The sequence below is a fragment of the Streptomyces sp. NBC_01235 genome, from assembly GCF_035989285.1.
GTDB lineage: Bacteria > Actinomycetota > Actinomycetes > Streptomycetales > Streptomycetaceae > Streptomyces.
This window is the reverse complement of record NZ_CP108513.1, coordinates 1,624,548-1,646,458: the sequence shown is the minus strand read 5'-3', so window position 1 is coordinate 1,646,458 and position 21,911 is coordinate 1,624,548. Positions and strand designations below refer to the sequence as shown.

Annotated in this window: 16 protein-coding genes and 1 pseudogene; 13 read left to right on the top strand and 4 right to left on the bottom strand. The window is 68.3% G+C overall.

Annotated features, from left to right (window positions below):
• Positions 1–74: 74 nt before the first annotated feature.
• The 3 genes from OG289_RS06850 to OG289_RS06845 all read left to right on the top strand — a co-directional run bounded on the left by OG289_RS06850 (position 75) and on the right by OG289_RS06845 (position 2,983).
• Positions 75–1,577 carry a glycoside hydrolase family 43 protein gene (locus OG289_RS06850; RefSeq protein WP_327313101.1) on the top strand — a complete coding sequence of 501 codons (1,503 nt, stop codon included), beginning with the start codon at positions 75–77 and terminating at the stop codon, positions 1,575–1,577.
• A gap of 192 nt (positions 1,578–1,769) precedes the next feature.
• Positions 1,770–1,997 (top strand): glycoside hydrolase family 78 protein, encoded by a 228-nt coding sequence (locus OG289_RS49590; protein WP_442818875.1) that lies wholly within the window; start codon positions 1,770–1,772, stop codon positions 1,995–1,997.
• Positions 1,895–2,983 carry an RICIN domain-containing protein gene (locus OG289_RS06845; RefSeq protein WP_327320605.1) on the top strand — a complete coding sequence of 363 codons (1,089 nt, stop codon included), beginning with the start codon at positions 1,895–1,897 and terminating at the stop codon, positions 2,981–2,983. The genes OG289_RS49590 and OG289_RS06845 overlap by 103 nt, the downstream gene beginning before the upstream one ends.
• 460 nt (positions 2,984–3,443) lie before the next feature.
• Here OG289_RS06845 and OG289_RS06840 read toward each other — a convergent pair whose 3' ends face one another.
• On the bottom strand, positions 3,444–4,487 hold the full coding sequence (locus tag OG289_RS06840) for a LacI family DNA-binding transcriptional regulator (protein ID WP_327313100.1): 1,044 nt from the start codon (positions 4,485–4,487) through the stop codon (positions 3,444–3,446).
• 987 nt (positions 4,488–5,474) lie between these two features.
• Here OG289_RS06840 and OG289_RS06835 point away from each other — a divergent pair.
• The gene (locus tag OG289_RS06835) at positions 5,475–5,687 is read left to right on the top strand and encodes a hypothetical protein (protein ID WP_327313099.1); all 213 of its coding nucleotides are present in this window, start codon (positions 5,475–5,477) and stop codon (positions 5,685–5,687) included.
• A 34-nt stretch (positions 5,688–5,721) separates the two neighbouring features.
• On the opposite strand, the gene OG289_RS06830 is transcribed toward OG289_RS06835, so the two are convergent.
• Entirely contained in the window at positions 5,722–6,360 is a 639-nt protein-coding gene (locus OG289_RS06830) for an ArsR/SmtB family transcription factor (protein ID WP_327313098.1), read from the bottom strand.
• 86 nt (positions 6,361–6,446) lie between these two features.
• Between OG289_RS06830 and OG289_RS06825 the strand changes: the two genes are divergently transcribed.
• Positions 6,447–6,863: a hypothetical protein gene (locus OG289_RS06825; RefSeq protein ID WP_327313097.1), complete on the top strand. Its 417-nt coding sequence runs from the start codon at positions 6,447–6,449 to the stop codon at positions 6,861–6,863.
• The gene (locus OG289_RS06820) at positions 6,856–7,128 is read left to right on the top strand and encodes a hypothetical protein (RefSeq protein ID WP_327313096.1); all 273 of its coding nucleotides are present in this window, start codon (positions 6,856–6,858) and stop codon (positions 7,126–7,128) included. The genes OG289_RS06825 and OG289_RS06820 overlap by 8 nt, the downstream gene beginning before the upstream one ends.
• Before the next feature lie 971 nt (positions 7,129–8,099).
• Here OG289_RS06820 and OG289_RS06815 read toward each other — a convergent pair.
• Both OG289_RS06815 and OG289_RS06810 read right to left on the bottom strand, forming a co-directional pair.
• On the bottom strand, positions 8,100–8,594 hold the full coding sequence (locus OG289_RS06815) for a hypothetical protein (RefSeq protein WP_327313095.1): 495 nt from the start codon (positions 8,592–8,594) through the stop codon (positions 8,100–8,102).
• A 129-nt stretch (positions 8,595–8,723) separates the two neighbouring features.
• The gene (locus tag OG289_RS06810; RefSeq protein WP_327321045.1) at positions 8,724–8,879 is read right to left on the bottom strand and encodes a hypothetical protein; all 156 of its coding nucleotides are present in this window, start codon (positions 8,877–8,879) and stop codon (positions 8,724–8,726) included.
• An 805-nt stretch (positions 8,880–9,684) separates the two neighbouring features.
• On the opposite strand from OG289_RS06810, the gene OG289_RS06805 reads away from it, so the two are divergent.
• From OG289_RS06805 to OG289_RS06775, 7 genes and pseudogenes are all read left to right on the top strand, one after another.
• Positions 9,685–11,280, top strand: coding sequence for an arabinofuranosidase catalytic domain-containing protein (locus OG289_RS06805; RefSeq protein WP_327313094.1), 1,596 nt, complete (start codon positions 9,685–9,687; stop codon positions 11,278–11,280).
• Positions 11,281–11,459: 179 nt separating this feature from the next.
• A complete protein-coding gene (locus OG289_RS06800) occupies positions 11,460–13,910 on the top strand; it encodes an RICIN domain-containing protein (protein WP_327313093.1) in 2,451 nt (816 codons plus the stop codon).
• A 55-nt stretch (positions 13,911–13,965) separates the two neighbouring features.
• On the top strand, positions 13,966–15,105 hold the full coding sequence (locus OG289_RS06795) for a ricin-type beta-trefoil lectin domain protein (RefSeq protein ID WP_327313092.1): 1,140 nt from the start codon (positions 13,966–13,968) through the stop codon (positions 15,103–15,105).
• Between the two features lie 82 nt (positions 15,106–15,187).
• Positions 15,188–16,648 (top strand): annotated as a pseudogene (locus OG289_RS06790) (endo-1,4-beta-xylanase); the annotation flags it as partial.
• A 391-nt stretch (positions 16,649–17,039) separates the two neighbouring features.
• The gene (locus OG289_RS06785; protein ID WP_327313090.1) at positions 17,040–18,467 is read left to right on the top strand and encodes an arabinofuranosidase catalytic domain-containing protein; all 1,428 of its coding nucleotides are present in this window, start codon (positions 17,040–17,042) and stop codon (positions 18,465–18,467) included.
• Between the two features lie 122 nt (positions 18,468–18,589).
• The gene (locus OG289_RS06780) at positions 18,590–20,242 is read left to right on the top strand and encodes a glycoside hydrolase family 27 protein (protein WP_327313089.1); all 1,653 of its coding nucleotides are present in this window, start codon (positions 18,590–18,592) and stop codon (positions 20,240–20,242) included.
• Positions 20,243–20,313: 71 nt separating this feature from the next.
• Positions 20,314–21,846: an arabinofuranosidase catalytic domain-containing protein gene (locus OG289_RS06775; RefSeq protein ID WP_327313088.1), complete on the top strand. Its 1,533-nt coding sequence runs from the start codon at positions 20,314–20,316 to the stop codon at positions 21,844–21,846.
• Positions 21,847–21,911: the final 65 nt, after the last annotated feature.

Here is a 21,911-nt window from a genome sequence, read left to right as displayed (position 1 = left end):
CGGCCCCCAGACTCTCCGCCGACGTTTCCACCGTGCGGCCGAAAACGTGAAAGGACTCGATGAGGGTGTCGAGCATGTCCGAGACGGGCAGCACCATCAGCAACCCCGTGATCCCCGGCTTTCATCCCGATCCGTCCGTCTGCCGGGCGGGGGAGGACTACTACCTGGCCTGCTCCAGCTTCGAATACTTCCCGGGCGTGCCCGTCTTCCACAGTCGGGACCTGGTGCACTGGACCCAGATCGGGAACGCTCTGGACCGGCCGAGTCAGTTGCGCCTGCCGCTCGACGCGCCGTCTTCGGGTGGGATCTACGCGCCCACACTGCGCTATCACGACGGCCGTTTCTGGCTGATCGTCACGAATGTGAGCGGTGACGGCAATCTGCTGTTCACGGCCACCGACCCGGCCGGGCCCTGGTCCGATCCGATCCGGCTGCCCGGCGTGCACGGTATCGACCCGGACCTCGCCTGGGACGACGACGGCAACTGCTGGTGCACCACCGCCGGAGTCGGGCAGGTCCGCATCGATCCCCACACGGGGGAGACGTTCGGTCCGCCGCGTCGGCTCTGGTCCGGCAGCCCCGGCGCCAAGGCCCCGGAAGCACCGCACCTCTACCGGATCGGCGACTACTGGTACCTGCTCATCGCCGAGGGCGGCACCGAGCGTTGCCACAGCGTCTCGATCGCCCGTGGGCGCACACCCACAGGCCCGTTCGAGCCGTGCCCCGCCAACCCGATCCTGACCCACCGGGGCACCGGCCACACCGTCCAGAACACCGGCCACGCGGACCTGGTGCAGGCACCGGACGACTCGTGGTGGATGGTCCTGCTCGGCGTGCGGCCCGGCGGTGGCACCCCCGGATGGCACGTACTCGGCCGGGAGACGTTTCTGGTGCCGGTCGACTGGGTCGACGGCTGGCCGGTCGTCGGTGAACTGTCGTCCTCCATGCCCGCGCCCTCCTGGCCGCTGCGCCCGCAAGCCGTCGTGCCGGACCGGGACGACTTCGAGCTGAGCGAACTGGCCCCGCACTGGGTTTCGCTGCGGCACCGACCTCCGGAGGTGTGCACTACGAAGAAACGGCCCGGCTGGCTCACTCTGCACGCCCGCGGCGGATCACTCGACGACACCGACGTGACGTTCGTCGGCCGGCGGCAGCAACATCTGTCCTGCCGGGTGAGGGCCTTGGTCGACGTGACGGAAGGAGACGGCGGCCTGGCCGTCCGTCTCGACGAACAGCACCATTACGACATCGAGGCCTCGCCCGGCAAGGTGCAAGTGCGCGTCCGCATCGGCCCGTTGAACACCGTCGTGGCATCTCGGCCGACACCTCCCGGACCTGTGGTGCTGCGCATCGAGGTGGCTGCCGCACACACGGTGAACGACGCACGCACCGGCCCCGATGTCGTCTCGCTCGGCATCGAGGAGCCGGACGGCGCATTCGCCGAACTCGCCACGTTGGACGGCAAATACCTGTCCACGGAGGTCGCCGGCGGCTTCACCGGCCGGATCATCGCAATGTTCGCCGCCGCCGGGGCCGTGCACTTCGACTGGTTCGCATACGAGCCGCTCGATCGCTGAGGCAGGCACGGCCCCACGCGGCCGACGACGCACCGCTCCGGGCGACGACGTGATGCGCACCGTGCAGACGACACCGACCGCGATGTCAGTGATGTCCGCGATGGGATTCCGTCCCGCGAACAGAGCACGGCAGTACCTCGTCGAACCGTCCTGGCAGCGACGGCCGGTGTCGTGTCGTCAGGGGCCGGTGTCATGGGAGGCGGAACGAGTGCGGCGGCGGAAGAGCCCCACCGCGCGGAGAGTGGCGCGGTATGGGGACTGACCATGGAACACCGCACTGATCCTCTCGGCGTGGACTCGGCCCGGCCGCGCTTCGGCTGGCGCGTGCGGTCCGGTATCCGGGGGCAGACACCATCGACCTGGGCGGCGGCATCTCGGACGGTGCCACCTACACCGTGGCCAACGCGAACAGCGACCTGATGCTGAGCATCGCGGGCGGCTCCACCGCCGACGGCGCCTACGCCACGCAGCAGAACACCGACAACGCCACCGACCAGCAGTGGCGCTTCGTGCAGCAGCCTTCCGGCTTCTTCAGGATCTTCAACGTGGCCGGCGGCAAGGTCCTCGGCGTGGAGAACCAGTCCACCGCCAACGGCGCCAAGATCCTGCAGTGGGACGACAACGGCACCCTCGACCACGAATGGACCGTCGCTCCGCATCCGGCCGGCGGCTACACGGTCGCCAACCGCGGCACCGGCAAAATCCTCGAAATCCCCAACGCATCCACCACCACCGGCACCACCGCCGTTCAGTGGAGCGACACCGGCTGCGCCTGCCAGCGCTGGAACCTTGCCCAGAGCGCCCTGCCGCCACTGGGCACCGGGCAGTACACCCTCGTCAACAAGAACAGCGGCAAGCACTTGGACATCCCCGGCGCCTCCAACGCCACCGGTACGGCAGCCGACCAGTGGCAGAACTCCGCCTGCCCTTGCCAGCTGTTCACCTTCCAGTCCGCGGGCGGCGGATCCTGGACCATCAAGAATGTCAGCAGCAACCTCAACCTGGACATCCGCAGCGGCTCCACCACCCCAGGAGCCGCGGTCGTTCAGAGCACGCCCTCCATCGCCGACTCGCAGAAGTGGACCCTCACCGACGCGGGCGACGGCTATTACAAACCCAAGAACGTGAACAGCGGCTTCAACGGCGGCGTCGCCCAGTCGACCAACAGCAACGGCGCCGCCGTCGTCCAGTGGAACGACCTGACCGTCGACGACCAGCTCTGGCCTACGCTGTCGGGGCGACGGCGATGTAGGACTCGGCGGCGAACATCGATTGCGACCCCGTGCGAAGAGCTGGGTGCAGGCGTCGCCGCACAGCCGATGGGTCGGGGCGAAGGAATGCTTGGCGGTCGGCTGTCAGTCGACGCCACCCGGCTTCTCACTACACCCGACCACCTCATTGCGTGACCGGGCGAGGCCATCGGAATTTGTGGTCCCTCGGACTGGCTGGCCGCCCGGCACCACGCGGCGGTTGAAGCCAAGAAGGGAGGGACCACCTGCTGCATCCGCTCGCACTCCGGTGTGGGATGGCCATCGGCCGCTGCCGCACTGTACGCCGAGGCCGGCACTCTGCTGGGGTGGACCGCCGAGGACGCAGGCGAACCCCGCCGCTTCCGCGGGGGCGGCAGGGCCCGGAGCCGGCGGTTGAGGTCAGCGCAGTGCGCTTACACGATGACTACTGGCCTGCACTGATGGCGCACGTCAGATGCACCGGGAAGTGCTTCGGCCCGTGCACGGTCCGGCTCCTGGATCGGGAGGGGCGATACCGGCTGGCCTCCGGGCGAGGGCGCTCGGCTGGCTGGACTCGGCCTGTGGAACGGTCGGCGTCGAGGGCGTCCTGTGGACGGGATCGTCGTACCCGCCCGGCTCAGCGCGAAGCGCCGTTGACTCTCGCCTGCCGTCCGGTGGGTGCGGCGGCTGTGCTGGAGCGCAGCGAGATCGGGGGGGTCAACAGGATGTGCCGAGGTGGGGTGTCCGGCGCAGTGATGCGTTCCACCAGCAAGGAAACGGCTTTCTCGCCCATTTCCGGGGCCGGTACGTCCGCCGCCGTGAGCGGCGGTCGGAAGTCCTCGGCCCAGGTCTTGGCCGCCACTCCGGTGATGGAGAAGTCGTACGGCACTTGGAGGCCGGTGTCCGCCAGCGCGCGCTGGATGCCGGGCAGGGCGGCCTCGTTGATGGTGGTGACAGCGGTGAGGTCCGGGTGGCTGCGCAGGAGCGCCTCGACGCATTCCTGGCCGGAGCGAGCGTCGTCCCCGCAAGGCACTTCGATGCCGTCGAGGCCGCGCTCCGCCACGGCGGCCTCGAAACCGTCTCTGGCCCTGCGCGCCGGGCCGTAACCGGCCGCGATGAGTTCGGGGGATCGAGTGATCAGAGCCACTCGGCGGTGCCCCAGATCGGCGAGGTGCCGTACGCAGTGCTGGATCAAGCCGGCGTAATCGACGTCGATCCAGGACATCTGATGGTCACCGGCCGTGTGCCCGATGCCGACGAAGGGCAGCCCGGCATCCTGCAGGCGACCCACACGAGGGTCCTCCAGGCGGATCTCCATCAGGATGACACCGTCCACGCGGCTCTCCGAGACCAACCGCTCGAAGGAACGGTCGTGATCCCCGCCCGAAGGGGACAGCAGCACATCCAGGTCCACCCGGGCGGCGGCGTCGACCACGCTGGCGACGAAGTCCAGCTGCATGTGCGTGAGCCGGTTGCCCGCCGGCGGGATCACGAGACCGATCGTCCGGGTCCGGCCCTCCTTGAGGGCCCTCGCGGTCGCGTTGGGGCGATACCCCAACTCGTTGATCACGTCCTGGATACGTCTCCGGGTGCTGCTCGCGACGGGTCGCTTGCCGCTGAGCGCGTAGGACACCGTGCTGCGTGACACGCCGGCGCGCCGAGCGATCTCCCCGATGTTCATGCAGCTCCCCAAGAACCCACCCGCAGGTCGACAGGATAGCTCGCGGGAATCGGTTCGCCATCGGGCACGGGGCGTGATGGCTGGTGGAGGCCGAGGCGTCGCGCGGTGCCACGCCGGGGGCGGCGGTCGGATGTCGCCCCGGCGTTGGGTGCGGGGCCCTCACTGGGGCAGCTCAGCGTCCATCGCTGGTTGGATCCGCCGTTGCAGGTCCGCAGTTGTGCCGGAACCAACAGCGAGCAGTTCGCGATACTGCTCGCGCTGGGTGACGACCAGGCCGTGTCCGATGGGTCGCGTGACTCGACCTTTGTTGGGTCGTTTCGGTCGAGCACTGGTTCGACGGCGCACATCCGACTGCCGACACCAGCGCGCTTCCCGCCTGGGACGAGCTGAGCGTTGAGGAACGCGAAGTCCTGGTCTGCGCGGCCGAGGCGAGCGGCATGCTCACGGGGGCGTTCGGCATCTGGGAGGATCCGCCGGACGACCTGGATGGCGCCGAGCGCCTTGCCTGGGTGGACCGGCAACTCGCCCCGCTGCTGCCCTTCGTCCGCAAAGGCTGGATCGAGGTCCAGCACTGCCCCGACGAATGCAGCGACACCTTCACCGTGATCCCCCTTGATGGACTCCGCACCGCCTTGCGGACGCCGCCATCCGCTACGAAGGCCGGGGATGGGGCATCGGCGTCGGCTGCATTTTCACCTACGCGGGTCTGGCCGTCTGGCGTGGTGGCTGGAGCAGCGAATGGGGACGCCGCCTCAACTTCGACTGATCCCTGCCCGCCGCCGCACCGCAGTCGGCGTCGTCCATGTCCGGCATTCTCCCCTGTCCTACGACACCCATTCACGGCGACCCGGCAGGAGTCGGCGGCGCGACACGCCCGGACACTCCTGGGCGCCGAGATTGTTGCCCACTGCTTTCAGCAACTCGCCTGCGAGCGGCCCCGCCGGTCCGTGAACCGGGTAGTTCGGATAAGCCTGTGTCAGGTGCCCGATGCTCCGTCCGGACCTGTTCCAGGAGCCCCGTCTGCTGGAGATCGAGACCAACACCCGCCGGCGCCTGGGAGAGGCCCAGCGGATGCAGTGGCTCGGTGAGGTCGTCGGCTCGCAGGAGAGCCTGCGGCACATCGCCGACAAGAAACAGCAGGCCGAACGCCGGCGAGCCCAAGCCGGCCGAGGCGAGGACGGCGTCACTGCCCTGGGCTGACCTCGGTACCAGGACCCTGTCGTCTGATGCGGCGCTAATCGTCGTCCGGCTCGGCCGGCAGGGTGGGCCGGGGGCCTTCGTCGGGCACAACCACCAGGCGTACAGCCATGTGCCGTGAGCCGGGCGGGTGGTCACCGGGCTCCGTCAGATACTTGCGCAGCAGCGTCTGGTACTCCTCGACGAACGTGGCGACCTGCTCCTTCGTCATCCGCAATCCGGCGCGGTAGATCTGGTTCCAGCCTGCGGAGGAGTCGTACCCGGCGTATGCGCTCACGACCAGGTTCAGGTCATGAGCCATCTTGAGTGCGCCGATCTTCACCGCGGCCTCGCGCTCGTCGGCCGTCAACTCCAGGCCCGGCGGCGTGAAGATGTCCGTCATGAGTGACTTCCACCAGCGTTCCCGGCCGGTGGACCGCTCCTCGATCTCAGCGATCAGCTTGAGGTCGGCGAGTTTGCGCAGGTGGTAGCTGGTGGTGCCAGTGCTCTCGCCGAGGGCCTTGGCGACGCTGGTGGAGTTCGCTGCGCCGTGCTCGCCGAGGTAGCTCAGGATGTCGCGGCGCACCGGGTTGGACAGTGCCTTGTAGAAGGCTTTGAGGTCCGGGCCGGTGAGCACTCTCTTCTCGGGGCGCTCGACCATGCCGCCCAGCGTACTGCAGAGACTCTCTGCAGTCATTGCAGAGATTGTTTGCAGAATATCTCTGCAATCGCTACTTTGGTTCAACAGGGCGCCAGCGGGCGCCGGGACGCTCGGGGGTCGAGATGCGAAAAAACCTGGTCGGGAGGCTGTTACTGGCCGCAGGGCTGGCGCTGGTGCCGTGGCTCGCGGTGCTGTGGACGACACTGCCGGACCCCTGTCCGGCGCAGCACTGGCGGGTCGCCTGGGTCGCCTGGGTCGGCTTCGATGCGTTGGAGATCGCCGGTCTGCTGACGTCGGCGGTACTGGTCCGGCGTAGTGACCACCGGGCGCCGCTGGCGTCGATCGCGACGGCCGTGTTGTTACTGGTCGACGCCTGGTTCGACGTCATGACAGCCGGGTACTACGTCGTCATCTCGCCGGCGCTGGCCCGCACGCTGGAACTGCCCCTGGCGGCATTGTGCGCTGTCGTCGCGCTGCGGCCGCCGGTGGTGGCTTCCGTTCAGGCAACTGCGGTGCGGCGGGTGGCCGTCCATGTCTGAATCACTGGATGCCCAGATGCGGGACGAGATCGACGATCAGGTCGCGGAGGCGTTCGACGCCTACCTGGCCGACAGGCTGGTCGAACCGGGGCCACTGCGCGCGTCGCTGGCATTGAGGCGCAGCACCAGGCTAGTGCTGGGCACAGTCGGATTCGGCGCACTTGCCACGGCGCTGGCGCCGGACGGAAGCGCCGTCGTCTGCTGGATCTGGGGGGCGATCGCGGTGGTCGATCTCGTCTGGTTGCTGACCGCGCACCGTAGTTGACGGTCCGTCAACCAAGATCTTGCCGACCGCCGACCGCCGACCGCCGACCGCCGACCGCCGACCGCCGACCGCCGACCGCCGACCGCCGACCGCCGACCGCCGACCGCCGACCGCCGACCGCCGACCGTACTCGGCCCATAGAGTTCGGTCTCCGAACAAGGCGGAGCTGAGAGCGAAGATGTGCGCACGGGCGCTCTCTCCCGTCATGAGCCCACCAGCGGACAAACCGGTCACCCGACGCCGCTGGTTGGTGCAGAGAAAGATGCGGTGCACAGCCTTGCCCGAATAGGCCAGGCGGAAGGCGAACAGATAGCAGCGGGTGCGCTGCCCGGCCAGGTCCACATAGACGTCCCCGAAGTCGACCTCGGCGTCCGCACCGAGCGCGTTGTGCCGGGGCACGAACGCATCGACCGGAGCCCCCGCCTGGGCTGCCATCTCCTTGCGCCGGGCCGCGACGAAGTCCCGGACCGTGGGATAGGGAGAACGCCTCGCCGAACTCCTCCTCGATCCGGGCGACGATCCGCCGCACGGTGTGCCGCTGCTTGTGCGGAGCCTCCAGATCAGCCCGCAGCCAGGCATCGACCGTCTTCTTGTATGGCTCCATTCGAGGTGACGTCCGCACCCCGACGGCAAGGCGTGGGCACCGGCGAGGACAGCGCCTCGCGTACGAGCCGGCGGTGAACGCCGTACTTCCGCGGCAGAGCCCGGATCGACAGCTGGCGCTGCCAGCTGTCCCGCCGGATCCGGTCGAACAGTTCTTGCTTGGGCAAAGACATCCACAGCACCACCCCTGCCGGAGACCACGGGAACCGTCTCACCGCAAGAGCCGAGGTGGGGCCACTTCGCGGCTCTGGCAGCGATCACGGGGAGCCGTCACGTTCGGTGAAGGGCGTGTTCTCATCCTTGATGAGCGTCGGGATGCGCCGTGCGATCGTGGGCGACGGACGGGCTTTCCGGCGGTGCCTCGTCTATCAGGTGTCGTCGGGACTGCCCGCGAGAGATCCGCCTATCCAGAAGGGCAGTGCCTTTTGATCTTTGCTCAGTGAGCGTCGTATGGCGTTGACCAACTGCACCTGTGCTTGGGCGGGCGCCCTGTTGGCCTGGGCGAACTCCTCCTGGCTCAACGGATTACGCGCCGGGTCGCGTGCCGGATCGCGCGCCACCTGGTCCAGGAAGGCGCCGATGGCCTTGCCGAAGTTGTCGATCTCCGCCGCGACGGCCGCGGGGGCGACCAGGCTGGCACGGGTCAGGGTCGCGCTCCACTCGCTCCAGTCGTAGTCCCATCCCTGTCGATCGGCATGGGCGCGGCTGATGATCATCGTGAACTTGGCGTAGTGGCTGATCAGTTCTTGATAGGCGATGAGCTGTTTGTCCCGCAGCCACTGACGGTCCTGGGCCCGGTGCGTGACGATGCCCCCGACCAGGACCCCGATCGTGGCGGACAGCGCCCCAGTGGCTGTTGTCACCAGTGTGTCCAGCAGTGCCACCCCAGGCCCCGTATTCCCCGTCGCTCGAACAAAGTCGGATCGAACTTACTGGTGACCAACCTCTGATGACAATGCTCAACTGCGGGGCGCATGAGCCAGAGCGGCGGGTCACGCGAGCAGGATCATCTTCCGTAACAGGTCGAATTCGGCGCGCCCGTACAGCTGCCTCTTGATCTTTTTGATGCGGTTCACGGCGCCCTCGGTGCCGCCCGAGCTCCAGCGGAGCGTGAGCCCGGCGGTGACGGCGTCGAGATCATGCGTCATCCCTCGAGATCGGCGCCAGTTCGCTACGGCTCTACGGCGCAAGGGTGCTCAGTCCGCGGCGGGGGCCGCGCGTACGGCGTCGCAGTCACCCTCGGGGGACTCGCCACGGACGGTGCTGTTCGCTCTGGTGCCCGGCGGTGCATGCAATCGGCCTGCACACCCTGGCGGGCTCGGGCGGACGAAGGATGCCCGAGTGCCATGAGTCGCGGGGAACGGCGTCGGGCTGCCGGGAACCGTCACGGGTTCCGTGCCTCACGTATTGCCGGAAGGTGTGGAGCGAATCGATTCCACGCAAGCGCTTCGACGAGATGCTACGACCGGTGGAGTGTGGGGTCAATGGCCTGCCGCGCGGCGAAAGCGGCGCACGCGCGGGCCGAGGTGCCGCCGCTTCGGCCGATGCCTTCCGGACCGGCCCTCCGTCATAGAGGTCTGGCGGATGCATCCCTGCTCACCGGCATGATGCGCAGGCTCCCGGTGAGCCGGGGCCGGCCGCCGGACACACCCGAGCGGCCCACCGTGCCCCGCACGGCGGGAGGTCACGCGGCCATCCGCATGCCTCCACCCCGGAAGTGTTGGAGCGGGACGATCGGTTCCGAACCGCAGGAATCAGCCGTCGAACCGATTCCGCGACAAGGTTCGCGGCAAGAGCCTCCGCGCCCTTGACAGCCAGTGAAGCCGGGAGCACCGTCTCCCCCCGAAACCTCTCTGCAATCTCGCTGCACATACGGCACCTCCAAGCGCTTGTGGATTGTCAGCGCCACCAACACGACCCGATCGGGTTGCGTCGGCACGGTAGGGAGATCAGATGGGAACCATACGTACAAGACGCCACCTGCTGTCCGGGCGCGGTGGTGTGCAACGGTTACTCGCGGCGGTACGGCGCCGTGGCAGACCGGACGACGTGCCGTACCGGGCACACGTCCCTCTGTCGGCACGCTCGCCCGGCTCCCGGTCGAAAGTGTTCGCCCGTGCGGTGGCCGCAGCCGTGCTCGTAGCCGGAACGCCGGCCGGCGCCACGGCCACGGCGGGTACGGCCCGTGCTGACACGTCGGGGCCGTGCGACCTCTACGCGGCAGGCGGCACACCCTGCGTGGCGGCACACAGCACGACGCGAGCGTTGTACGCCTCGTACAACGGGTCGCTCTACCAGGTCCGGCGCGCCTCGGACAACACCACCCGGAACATCGGCGTCCTGAGCGCGGGCGGGTACGCCGACGCCGCCGCCCAGGACTCGTTCTGCTCGGGGACGACCTGCCTGATCACGATCATCTACGACCAGTCCGGCCGCGGCAACAACCTCACCCAGGCGCCCGGGGGCGGTGCTGCGGGCGGCCCCGACAACCTCGCGAACGCGACCGCCGCGCCCACCACGGTGGGCGGTCACAAAGCCTACGGCGTCTTCGTGGCGCCCGGCACGGGGTACCGCGACAACCACACCAACGGCATCGCGACCGGGGACAACCCCGAGGGCATGTACGCGATCTTCGACGGTACGCACTACAACGGCGGCTGCTGCTTCGACTACGGCAACGCCGAGACGGACAGCAACGACGACGGCAACGGCACCATGGAGGCCATCTACTTCGGCAACATCAAAGTCTGGGGCTACGGCTCGGGCAACGGCCCCTGGATCATGGCCGACCTGGAGAACGGCCTGTTCTCCGGGGTGAACCAGCACTACAACGCGGGCGATCCGACCATCAACCACCGGTACACGACCGCCATCGTCAAGGGCGGCCCGAACCACTGGGCGATCCGTGGGGGCAACGCGCAGTCGGGCGGCCTGTCCACCTTCTACGACGGGCCGCGTCCCAACGTCGCGGGCTACAACCCGATGCGGAAGCAGGGTGCCATCATCCTGGGCATCGGCGGCGACAACAGCAAGGGCGCCCAGGGCACGTTCTACGAGGGCGTGATGACCTCCGGCTACCCGTCGGACGCCACCGAGAACGCGGTGCAGGCCAACATCACCGCGGCCGGATACAGCAATTCCTCCGGCGGGACGAGCACCGGTGCGCTGCACGCGGTGGGTGCGGGCAAGTGCTTGGATGTGCCGAACTCGTCCACCACGGCCGGTGCCCAGCTGCAGATCTGGGACTGCAGCGGCGGCGCCAACCAGCGATGGACCCACACGTCCTCCGACCAGTTGAGCGTCTACAGCGGCAGCAGCCAGATGTGCCTGGACGCGTACAACAACCAGACGTCCGCCGGCACCAAGGTGGTGACCTGGCCATGCAACGGCGGTGCCAACCAGCAGTGGCAGCTGAATCCCGACGGCACCGTAACCGGCACCCAGTCCGGACTCTGCCTCGACGTCACCGGCGCCTCCACGGCCAACGGCGCCCTGGCCGAACTCTGGTCGTGCACCGGTGGATCCAACCAGAAATGGAGTCTCAACTGACCTGACCGGCTCCAGCCCGTGGCCGGCTCACCACCGGTCACGGGTCACCCGTCAATCCGGCCGAATCGCCCGGTCCCCTCGCCGACTCCAGGGGGCGTGTCATGCAGGCGGCTTCGACGGAGCAACGCCGCACCGTCCCGACACCCCCGGCCCGCACGCGCCACCACTGGAGGATGACGATGTCCAGAGCCAGAGTGCTTCGCGGCCTCTGGGCCGCCCCAGTAGCTCTGCTCGCCTTACTGGCCGGGAGCCTGGGTGCGGCAGGGCTCGCGGGAGCCGTACCCGCCGTGCGCCAGGCGTCGGCCGTCGCCCTCTACGTGGCGCCGGGTGCGGCTCCCGGCGGGAACGGCACCGCCGAGCAGCCGTTCGCAGCGATAGACCAGGCGCAGCAGCCCGCACACAGGCTCTCGGGCGATTCGGACGTCGTGGTCTACCTGGCCGGTGGCACTTACCGGCTGTCCAAGCCGCTGACCTTCGGCTCCGGCGACGGCGGCCAGAACGGCCACACCATCACCTACCGGGCCGTCTCCGGGCAGCAGCCGTTCGTGAGCGGCGCCCAGCAGGTGTCAGGTTGGCAGGTGCATGATCAGAACAGCAACATCTGGTCGGTCCACGTCGGCACCGGTGTGAACACGCGTCAGTTGTACGTGAACGGCAAGGAAACACCGCGGGCGGCGATCCAGGTGCCCCGCTCCGCCTTCACCTTCACCCAGACCGGCCTGACCGTCACCGACTCCTCCCTCGACTACCTGGCCGGCCTCTCGGACAAGAATCACATGGAAGTCGAGAGCCTCAACTCCTTCACCGACCGCTACGCGCCGGTCCAGTCGATCAGCGGCAGGACCATCACCATGCAGCAGCCGGCGTGGAACAACAACTCCTGGGGCTACGACACCATCAACGCGCCGTTCGCCGGCGGAACGATGTACCTCGAGAACAACTACGCGTTCCTGAAGCAGGCCGGACAGTGGTACCTGGACTCGTCCACCGGCGACCTGTACTACCGGGTCCAGCCGGGGCAGAACCCGAACACCCTCGACATCGAACTGCCCCGGTTGCAGAGCCTGCTCGGCATCAGCGGCAGCTACGGCTCACCGGTGACCGGCCTGAGCTTCACCGGCATCCGGTTCACGGGAACCTCCTGGCTCGGCCCGAGCGGATCCGACGGCTACGCGGACCAGCAGAGCGGCGCGCACATCACCGGTGCCTACGCGATGCCCGCCAACTGGCTGAGCACCTGCAAGTCGGGGTGCACACAGTTCGAGGCCACCCGTAACCACTGGGCGCAGATGCCCGCGGCCGTACAGGTCTCCGCCGCCACCGGCATCACGTTCTCCGGCGACACGTTCTCCGAACTCGGGCAGGCAGGACTGGGCGTCGGGAACGACGGCGTCGCCACGGCCTCCGGCACCGGGCTCGGCGCGCGCGACGTCACCATCACCGGCAACACGTTCACCGACGACGCCGGCAGCGGCATCCAGGTCGGCGGGATCCAGCCGGACGCGCACCATCCCGACAACCCGCTGATGGCCAACCAGAACATCGTCGTCGGCAACAACCGGATCAGCGGTGTGGGGACCGACTACAAGGAGACCGCGGGCATCCTGTCCACCTACGTCACGAACGCGACGATCACCCACAACCAGTGCGACCACCTTCCCTACGACGGGATCGACATCGGCTGGGGCTGGGGCGTCAACGACCCGGGCGGCAGCCAGGACTACGTCAACCGGGGCACGTACAACTATCAGCCCGTCTACAGCACTCCCACGACGCTGAAGAACAACACCGTCTCCCACAACCTGGTCTTCGACACCAAGAAGGCGATGTTCGACGGCGGCAGCATCTACAGCCTGTCCGCGAGCCCCGGCTCGGTGATCTCCGACAACTACATGTACGGCAACAACCACACCACCGCGCTGTACCTGGACGAGGGATCCCGGTACCTGACGGTGTCCCACAACGTGGTGCAGGACGCCGGTAACTGGGCGCTCACCAATGCCAACGGCAACAACCACACCGACGACAGCACCTTCTCCGGCAACTGGTACAACGGCGGCAACACGTACGTGGCCACCGGTCCTCCGCACAACAACGTCCTCACCGGCAACGTCCAGGTCAGCGGTACCAACTGGCCGCAGGGCGCGCAGCAGGTCATCCAGCAGGCGGGTGTCCTGTCGTCGGGCGGCGCCGGCGGCTTCCCCACCGGCTACCACCAGCTGGTGATCGGCAGCAACAGCCTGTGCATGGACGTGTACGGCGACTCCGGCAGCGCGGGGGCCGCGATCGACCAGTGGACCTGCAACGGGCAGAGCAACCAGCGGTTCCAGTTCGTGCCGGCCACGGGCGGTTACGGCGAACTACGGGCTCAGAACTCCGGACAGGTCGTGGCGGTGTCGGGCGGCTCCACGGCCGCCGGTACGCCCGACATCGTGCAGCAGGCCCCGGACGGAGCAGCCGGCAGTCTGTGGCTGCCGGTCCAACAGCCCGACGGCTCGTACGCCTTCCAGAACAAGAACAGCGGCCTGTGCCTCGACGTCTACGGCGGTGGCAGCAACCCCGGCCAGCAGCTGGACCAATGGCCCTGCAAGAACACGCCCGGCAGCAACCAGGACTTCACCCCCAGCTGACCGGCTCGCGGGCTCGTCAAGCCCACCCACTGTCCCGCACCAGTGAGGAATGCTGATGAAGAAGATTTCGACTCCTTTGGCCGCGGCCCTGACAACCGCGCTCGGCATGGGCGCCGCATTACCCGCGGCGGCCGCCACCAGCACCGAGGCGCCGTCCTTTGCCGTGCGGGCCGCCGCAGCGCCTGCCACCTTGCGGCTGATGCCGTTGGGCGACTCGATCACCTGGGGCGTCGGCAGCCCGTCCGGGAACAGCTACCGAGGCTTCCTGTGGAACCGGCTGGCGGCCGAGGGGCACGCCCTGGACGTCGTCGGCTCGGGCCGCAACGGCACCATGTCCGACCCGGACAACGAAGGCCACTCCGGCTGGCGGATCGACCAGATCGCCGGCATCGCGGACTCCGTGCTGGCCCGTTACCGGCCGAATGTGGTCACCCTGGAGATCGGTACCAACGACCTGAACGGCAACTACCAGGTCCCGACCGCCACCGACCGGCTGCGTGCGCTCATCGACCAGATCACCAAGGACGCACCCGACGCGACCGTCCTCGTCGGCACCCTGATCATCTCCACCAGCGGTACCGAGGAGGCCAACCGGCCCGCGTTCAACGCCAAGCTTCCCGGGATCGTCCAGGCCGAGCAGGCTGCCGGCAAGCACGTACGCCTGGTGGACATGAGTGCCCTGACCACCGCGGACCTGGCCGACTCCCTGCACCCCAACGACAGTGGTTTCAGCAAGATGGCGGACGCCTTCAACGCCGGGGTCCAGGCCGCGGACGCGGCAGGCTGGATCAAGCCACCGGTCTCCATGGGCGGGCAGGTGCGTTCCGGCATCGCGGGGAAGTGCCTGGAGGTCAACGGAGGCAACAGCGCCAACGGGACCGCCGCGGAGATCGGGTCGTGCAACAACTCCGACGCGCAGCTGTGGTCCGCGCCCTCCGACGGCACCCTGCGGGCGCTCGGGAAGTGCCTCGACACCACCGGCCGCGGTACCGCCAACGGCACCAAGATCGAGGTCTGGGACTGCAACGGCGGCGCCAACCAGGAATGGCAGGCCTACAACGGCGGCTACCGCAACCCGGTCTCCGGCCGTTGCCTCGACGACCCCGGCGCGTCCACCACCGACGGTACGCAACTGGTCCTGTGGGACTGCAACGGCGGCGCCAACCAGCGGTGGACCGCCCTGCCGGTCTCCTGAGCTCCGTGACCCGACTCCACCGCGGCACCCTCTCGCGATCGGTGTCTCACCCCCCCCACACACACAAGGAGGATGATTCCTCATGTCCTGGCTCAATGAAGAGCCCCGTCTCCGCAAGGCCCTGGCCGCGACCGCCGGTCTGACTGCCGGAACGGTACTGGCCCTGGCCGGGCCGGCGAGCCCCGCCGCGCACGCGGCTTCCGGCACGCTGGGTGCGGCCGCGGCCGACAGCGGCCGCTATTTCGGCACGGCTGTGGCTGCGGGAAAGCTCGGCGACTCGACGTATTCCACGATTCTCGACCGGGAATTCAACATGATCACCCCGGAGAACGAGATGAAGTGGGACACCACCGAACCGTCCCGCGGCAACTTCAACTTCGGCCCGTCCGACCAGATCGTCAGCCACGCCACCGCGCACGGGCAGCGGATGCGTGGCCACACCCTGGTGTGGCACGGCCAACTGCCCAACTGGGTCAGCTCCATCACCGACGCCACCACCCTGCGCAGCGTTGTGAACAACCACATCACCACCGAGATGACGCACTTCAAGGGCAAGATCTACGCCTGGGACGTGGTCAACGAAGCCTTCGCCGACGGCTCCACCCAGCACCGCAGCTCGGTGTTCCAGAACGTGCTCGGCAACGGCTTCATCGAGGAGGCGTTCCGCACTGCCCGGGCCGCCGACGCCTCGGCCAAGCTCTGCTACAACGACTACAACATCGAGAACTGGAGCGACGCCAAGACGCAGGGCGTCTACGCGATGGTCAAGGACTTCAAGTCGCGCGGAGTGCCCATCGACTGCGTCGGCTTCCAGAGCCATTTCGGCTCCGGCGGCCCGCCCGCCAACTTCCAGACCACCCTGTCCAACTTCGCCGCCCTCGGCGTCGACGTCCAGATCACCGAACTCGACATCGCCCAGGCGCCGTCGACCGCCTATGCCAACACGGTCCGGGCGTGCATGAACGTCGCCCGCTGCACCGGCATCACCGCGTGGGGAATAAGGGACAGCGACTCGTGGCGGACGGGGGAGAACCCGCTGCTGTTCGACAACAACGGCAACAAGAAGTCGGCCTACGATGCGGTCCTGTCCGCGCTGGGCGGCACGGGGAACTCGGGGGGCATCGTCTCGGGCACGGTGTACTCGCTGAGCGATGTGGCTGCGGGCCGGGTGCTGGACGTGCCGGGTGGACAGACGGCGAATGGCACGTCCTTGCAGGTCTGGGATGCCAATGGTGGTGCGAACCAGCAGTGGCGGGCGAATCAGAACGCTGATGGCTCGTACACGCTGACGAATGTCGGCAGTGGGCGGGTTCTGGACGAGCCGGGCGGTCAGACGGGCAACGGCACGCGGATGGAGATCTGGGATGCCAATGGTGGTGCGAACCAGCAGTGGCGGGCGAGTCAGAACGGCGACGGTTCCTACACCTTGACCAACGTCGCTTCCGGCCGGGCGCTGGAGGTCCCCAGCGGGCAGAGTGCCAACGGGGCCCCGGTCCAGGTCTGGGACTCCAACGGCGGCGCCAACCAGCACTGGAACCTCAGGTGAGGTGATCAGGCGCCCAGCGCGCGCTCCTGCCACTGGATCGCTTCGGGGGACCGGAGCAAACCCCCGCGCCCGGCACGGCGGCCGTCGCCGGACGCGGGTTTCGCCATGCCGTCACAGCGGCCTGACCGACAACGACATGGGATGGATCGCGGTTCCGGCCGGGGGAGGCGCCCCTATTGACAGCGTGAGAGGCGTATGGAATCACTATCGACATGGGATGTCTGAGGGTTCCCTGTGGGTACTCTCGGGCGTCCTGGCCCCTTCGGGCAGGCACGGCACTCTCTCACCTTCCCCCACATATTCGAGGTGCAGAATGCAGCCTTCATCCGTTTCGCCCCGGAGCCCCGCGGCTCGTCGACCACGATTACCGGCGGCCGCCGTATGTGTGATGGCGCTGCCGGCCATGACGCTGGCGACCGCGCCGGCATGGTCGGCGCCGGCGCCGGCGGCACCTCTGGTGAGCTCGGCGTCGGGGCGGTGTCTGGACGTCAAGGGCAACGTCGACACGTCGGGAACGGCGTTGGACATCTGGGACTGCAACAACCAGGTCAATCAGGCGTTCGAGTTCACGACGGCGGGTGAGCTGAGGACGATGGGCGGCACCCGGTGCGTGGACGCCTACGACAACCGGACGGCTCCGGGAACCCCGGTGGTCATCCGGTCGTGCGACGGGCGGTCGAACCAGATGTGGCGACAGAACCCCGACGGGTCCGTCACCGGTGTCGGCTCCGGTTTGTGCCTGGACGTCAACGGGGCGGGCACGGCCAATGGCACCGCGGTCATCCTGTGGACCTGCAACGGCCAGAGCAACCAGAAGTGGAGCACGCCGACACCTCCGCCTCCGCCCGGCGGATCGGGCCCGTGCGACATCTATTCCGCGGGCGGTACGCCGTGCGTGGCCGCGCACAGCACGGTGCGGGCGCTCTACGGTTCGTACAGCGGCAACCTGTACCAGGTCAGGCGCTCCTCGGACAACGCGACCAGGGACATCGGCGTGCTGGCGACCGGCGGCTTCGCCGACGCGGCGGCGCAGGACTCGTTCTGTGCGGGTACCTCGTGCGTGATCACGGTCGTCCGCGACCAGTCCGGACACGGCAACGACCTGTGGTACCAGGGATCGGCCCAGGTCCCGGGATCGAGTCAGAGCAGCCCCGCGAAGGCGACCTCCGAGTCGCTGACCGCTGGAGGCACCAAGGCGTACTCGCTGTACATCAACCCCGGGAACAGCTACTGGCGGGACGGCCACCTGACGGGCGTGCCGACCGGCGCAGCGCCCGAAGGGGCGTACATGGTGACCAGCGGCACCCACGTCAACGGCGGCTGCTGCTTCGACTACGGCAACAGCGAGACGACACGGAAGGCCGACGCCGCCGGGGCGATGGACGCGATCAACTTCGGCACCGAGTGCTGGTTCGGCGACTGCTCGGGAAGCGGTCCCTGGGTGCAGGCCGATCTCGAGTGGGGCCTGTACTCCGGCGGCAGCCAGTCCTGGAACACCAACCAGCGGGCCTTTCCCGGCAAGTTCGTCACCGCGATGTTGAAGAACAACGGGACGTCGAGGTTCGCCCTCAAGGGCGGCAACGCGCAGTCCGGCGGCCTCACGACCCTGTGGGACGGCGGGCTTCCCGGCGGATACAGCCCCATGAAGAAACAAGGAGCCATCGTCCTCGGGAGCGGCGGCGACTGCTGCAAGCCCGGCGGCGGCGCCAACCTGAGCGCCGGCACCTTCTACGAAGGAGCGATCGTCGCCGGCTACCCCTCCGATGCGACCGACAACGCGGTGCAGGCCAACATCGCCGGGGCCGGCTACCGCTGAGCTGCTTTCACAGGTGAGGGGGGCGGTCCTCCGGCACGCCTGAAGGACCGCCGCCAGACCTGCCCCGCTGCCATGCGTGTGTCTTGTGTTCTCCCACAACTCGGCCCAGGAGTCGATGAATCATGCCCGTGATCACTGACAGAGCCAGGCGACTGCGGCCGCTGCCCCCGCTGCTGTCCTTGCGCAGGACCCTGGCGCTCACGTTCTCGATCGTGCTGCTCGCCGTGGCCGCCCCCGTCCTCGCCCTCGGCGCGGCGCAGCCAGCCGCCGCGCTGGGCAACGGCCTCGCGCTGACCCCGCAGATGGGTTTCAACGACTGGAACGCGTACGGCTGCAATGTCTCCGAGTCGCTGATCAAGTCCACCGCGCAGGCGATGCACACCAACGGCATGCAGGCGGCGGGCTACTCGTACGTCAACATCGACGACTGCTGGATGACCCATAACCGCGATTCCGGCGGCCGCCTGGTGCCGGATCCGGCCAAGTTCCCCGACGGCATCAAGGGCACCGCGGACTACGTGCACTCGCTGGGGCTGAAACTGGGGATCTACGAGGACGCGGGCACCGCGACCTGTGCCGGGTATCCGGGCAGCCTGGGGCACGAGACCACGGACGCGCAGTCCTTCGCGTCGTGGGGTGTGGACTATCTGAAGTACGACAACTGCAACAGCAACGGGGTGCCCGCGCGGACCCGGTACACCGCGATGCGGGACGCCCTGGCGGCGACCGGCCGGCCGATCCTGTTCAGCCTGTGCAACTGGGGCCAGGAGAACGTGTGGACCTGGGGCGCGGGTGTGGGCAACAGCTGGCGCACCACCGGGGACATCAGCGCGAGCTTCTCCAGCATGCTGTCGATCTTCCACAGCAACGTGGGGCTGGCCTCCTACGCGGGTCCCGGCCACTGGAACGACCCGGACATGCTGGAGGTCGGCAACGGCTCGATGACGGCCACCGAGAGCCGCAGCGAGTTCAGTCTGTGGGCGGAGATGGCCGCGCCGCTGATCGCGGGCACCAACATCCCCTCGGCCAGTGCGGACACCTTGTCCACGCTGACCAACTCCCGGGTGATCGCGGTCGATCAGGATTCCCTGGGCAAGCAGGGCACCATGGTCTCCTCCTCGGGCGGCCTGGACGTGCTGGCCAAGCCGCTGGCCAACGGGGACGTGTCGGTGGCGCTGTTCAACGAGACGGGCTCGACGGCGACCATCACCACCACCGCGGCCGCGATCGGGAAGACCGGGGCGTCCAGTTATGCCCTGACCGACCTGTGGTCGGGGGCGGCCTCCACCACCTCCAGCACGATCAGCGCCTCGGTGCCGGCGCACGGCACGGTGATGTACCGGGTCGCGGGCGGCACCAGCAGCGGCGGCGGCACCAGCGTGACCGGTGAGCTGCACGCGGTGGGTGCGGGCAAGTGCCTGGACGTGCCGAACTCGACCACGACCGCCGGCACCCAGGTGGAGATCTGGAGCTGCAACGGCGGGGCCAACCAGATATGGACGCATTCCACGTCCAACCAGTTCACCGTCTACTCCGGCAGTCGCCAGATGTGCCTGGACGCCTACAACAACCAGAACAGCCCCGGGACGAAGGTGGAGATCTGGTCGTGCAATGGCGGCGCCAACCAGCAGTGGACGCTGAACTCCAACGGCACGATCACCGGCGTCCAGTCCGGCCTGTGCCTGGACGTCACCGGAGGGGCCACGGCTGACGGAACCCTCGCCGAGCTGTGGACCTGCAACGGCAGCAGCAGCCAGCGGTGGACGCAGGGATGAGTCCCCCTCCGCATCGACCACTGGCAGCTTCGGCGCCGCCGTGGGGCGACACCGCCGCAGAGGAGGTCTCCATGCTCGAACCAGCCATCGATCGCCGCCGAAGGCGATGGAAAGCCGTGCTCCTGGTTGCCCTGGCGATGGCCGTGGCCGCGTTCGGCGCGCCGGCGTTCGCCACATCCTCGCAGCCCGGTGCGACCGCCACCGTCCACCGGGCGGCCCACCGCGCGGCGGACACGTCGCTTCCGTGTGACATCTATGCCGCGGGCGGTACGCCCTGTGTGACGGCGCACTCCACGACCAGGGCGCTCTTCGCGTCGTACAACGGGCCGCTGTACCAGATCCAGCGGGCCTCCGATCACAGCTACCGCGACATCGGAGTGCTCAGCGCGGGCGGGTACGCCGACGCCGCTTCCCAGGTCTCGTTCTGCTCGGGTACGTCGTGCACGATCACGAAGATCTACGACCAGACCGCCAAGCACAACGACCTGCCGATCTCCTGGGGCGGCTACTGGAAGGGTCCTGGCCCAGGCGGGTCCGACGTCGGGGCGGACGCCATGGCCCTGCCGGTGACCGCGGCCGGACACCAGGTCTTCGGCGTCAAGGTCACCCCCGGCGTCGGCTACCGGCGCGACCACGCGAGCGGCGTGGCCACCGGCTCCCAGCCCGAAGGCATCTACATGGTGACGTCGTCGAACTACACGAACCAGTGGTGCTGCTTCGACTACGGCAGCGGTGAGAACTCCCACACCGACACCGGCAACGCCACCATGAACGCCATCTACTGGGGCAACGCCTGCTGGTTCGGCGGATGCACCGGCAACGGTCCGTGGGTCGAGGCCGATCTGGAGAACGGCATGTACCACACCAACACCGGCTCCAACAAAGATCCCAACAACACCGGTGTGCACTACCCGTTCGTCAGCGCGTGGCTGAAGAACAACGGCACCAGCAACTTCACCCTCAAATACGGCAACGGCGCGAGCGGCGGCCTGACCACCACCTTCTCCGGCCCTTTGCCGAACGGCTACTCACCGATGAAGGTCGACAGTTCGGTCCTGCTCGGCACCGGGGGCGACAACAGTCCCAATGGCGTGGGCGAGTTCTTCGAAGGCGCGATGACGGCGGGCTACCCCTCCGACGCCACCGAGAACGCCGTGCAGGCCGCCATCACCGCCGCCGGCTACGGGGCGGGCGGCGGCGGTGGCAACACGACGGGTGCGCTGCATGCGGTGGGTGCGGGCAGGTGTCTGGAGGTACCGGGCGCGTCCACGACGCCGGGTGCGCAGACGCAGATCCGGGACTGCACCGGCGCGGCGAACCAGACCTGGTCGCAGACCGCCTCCCACCAGCTCACCGTGTACTCCGGCGGCAGCCAACTGTGCCTTGACGCCTCCAACCAGGGCACCAGTCCCGGCACCAAGGTCATCACCTGGACCTGCAACGGCCAGACCAACCAGCAGTGGAACCGCGACGCCAACGGCACCATCACCAGCGCCCAGTCCGGCCTGTGCCTGGACGTGACCGGCGCCGCCACCGCCAACGGCACCGCCGTAGAACTGTGGACCTGCAACGGCGGATCCAACCAGCAGTGGTCGCTGAGCTGACTCCGTAGGGAACCCGCATCACTGAGCGCCGGGGCGGCACCCGACCACCGTCCCGGCGCGTCACC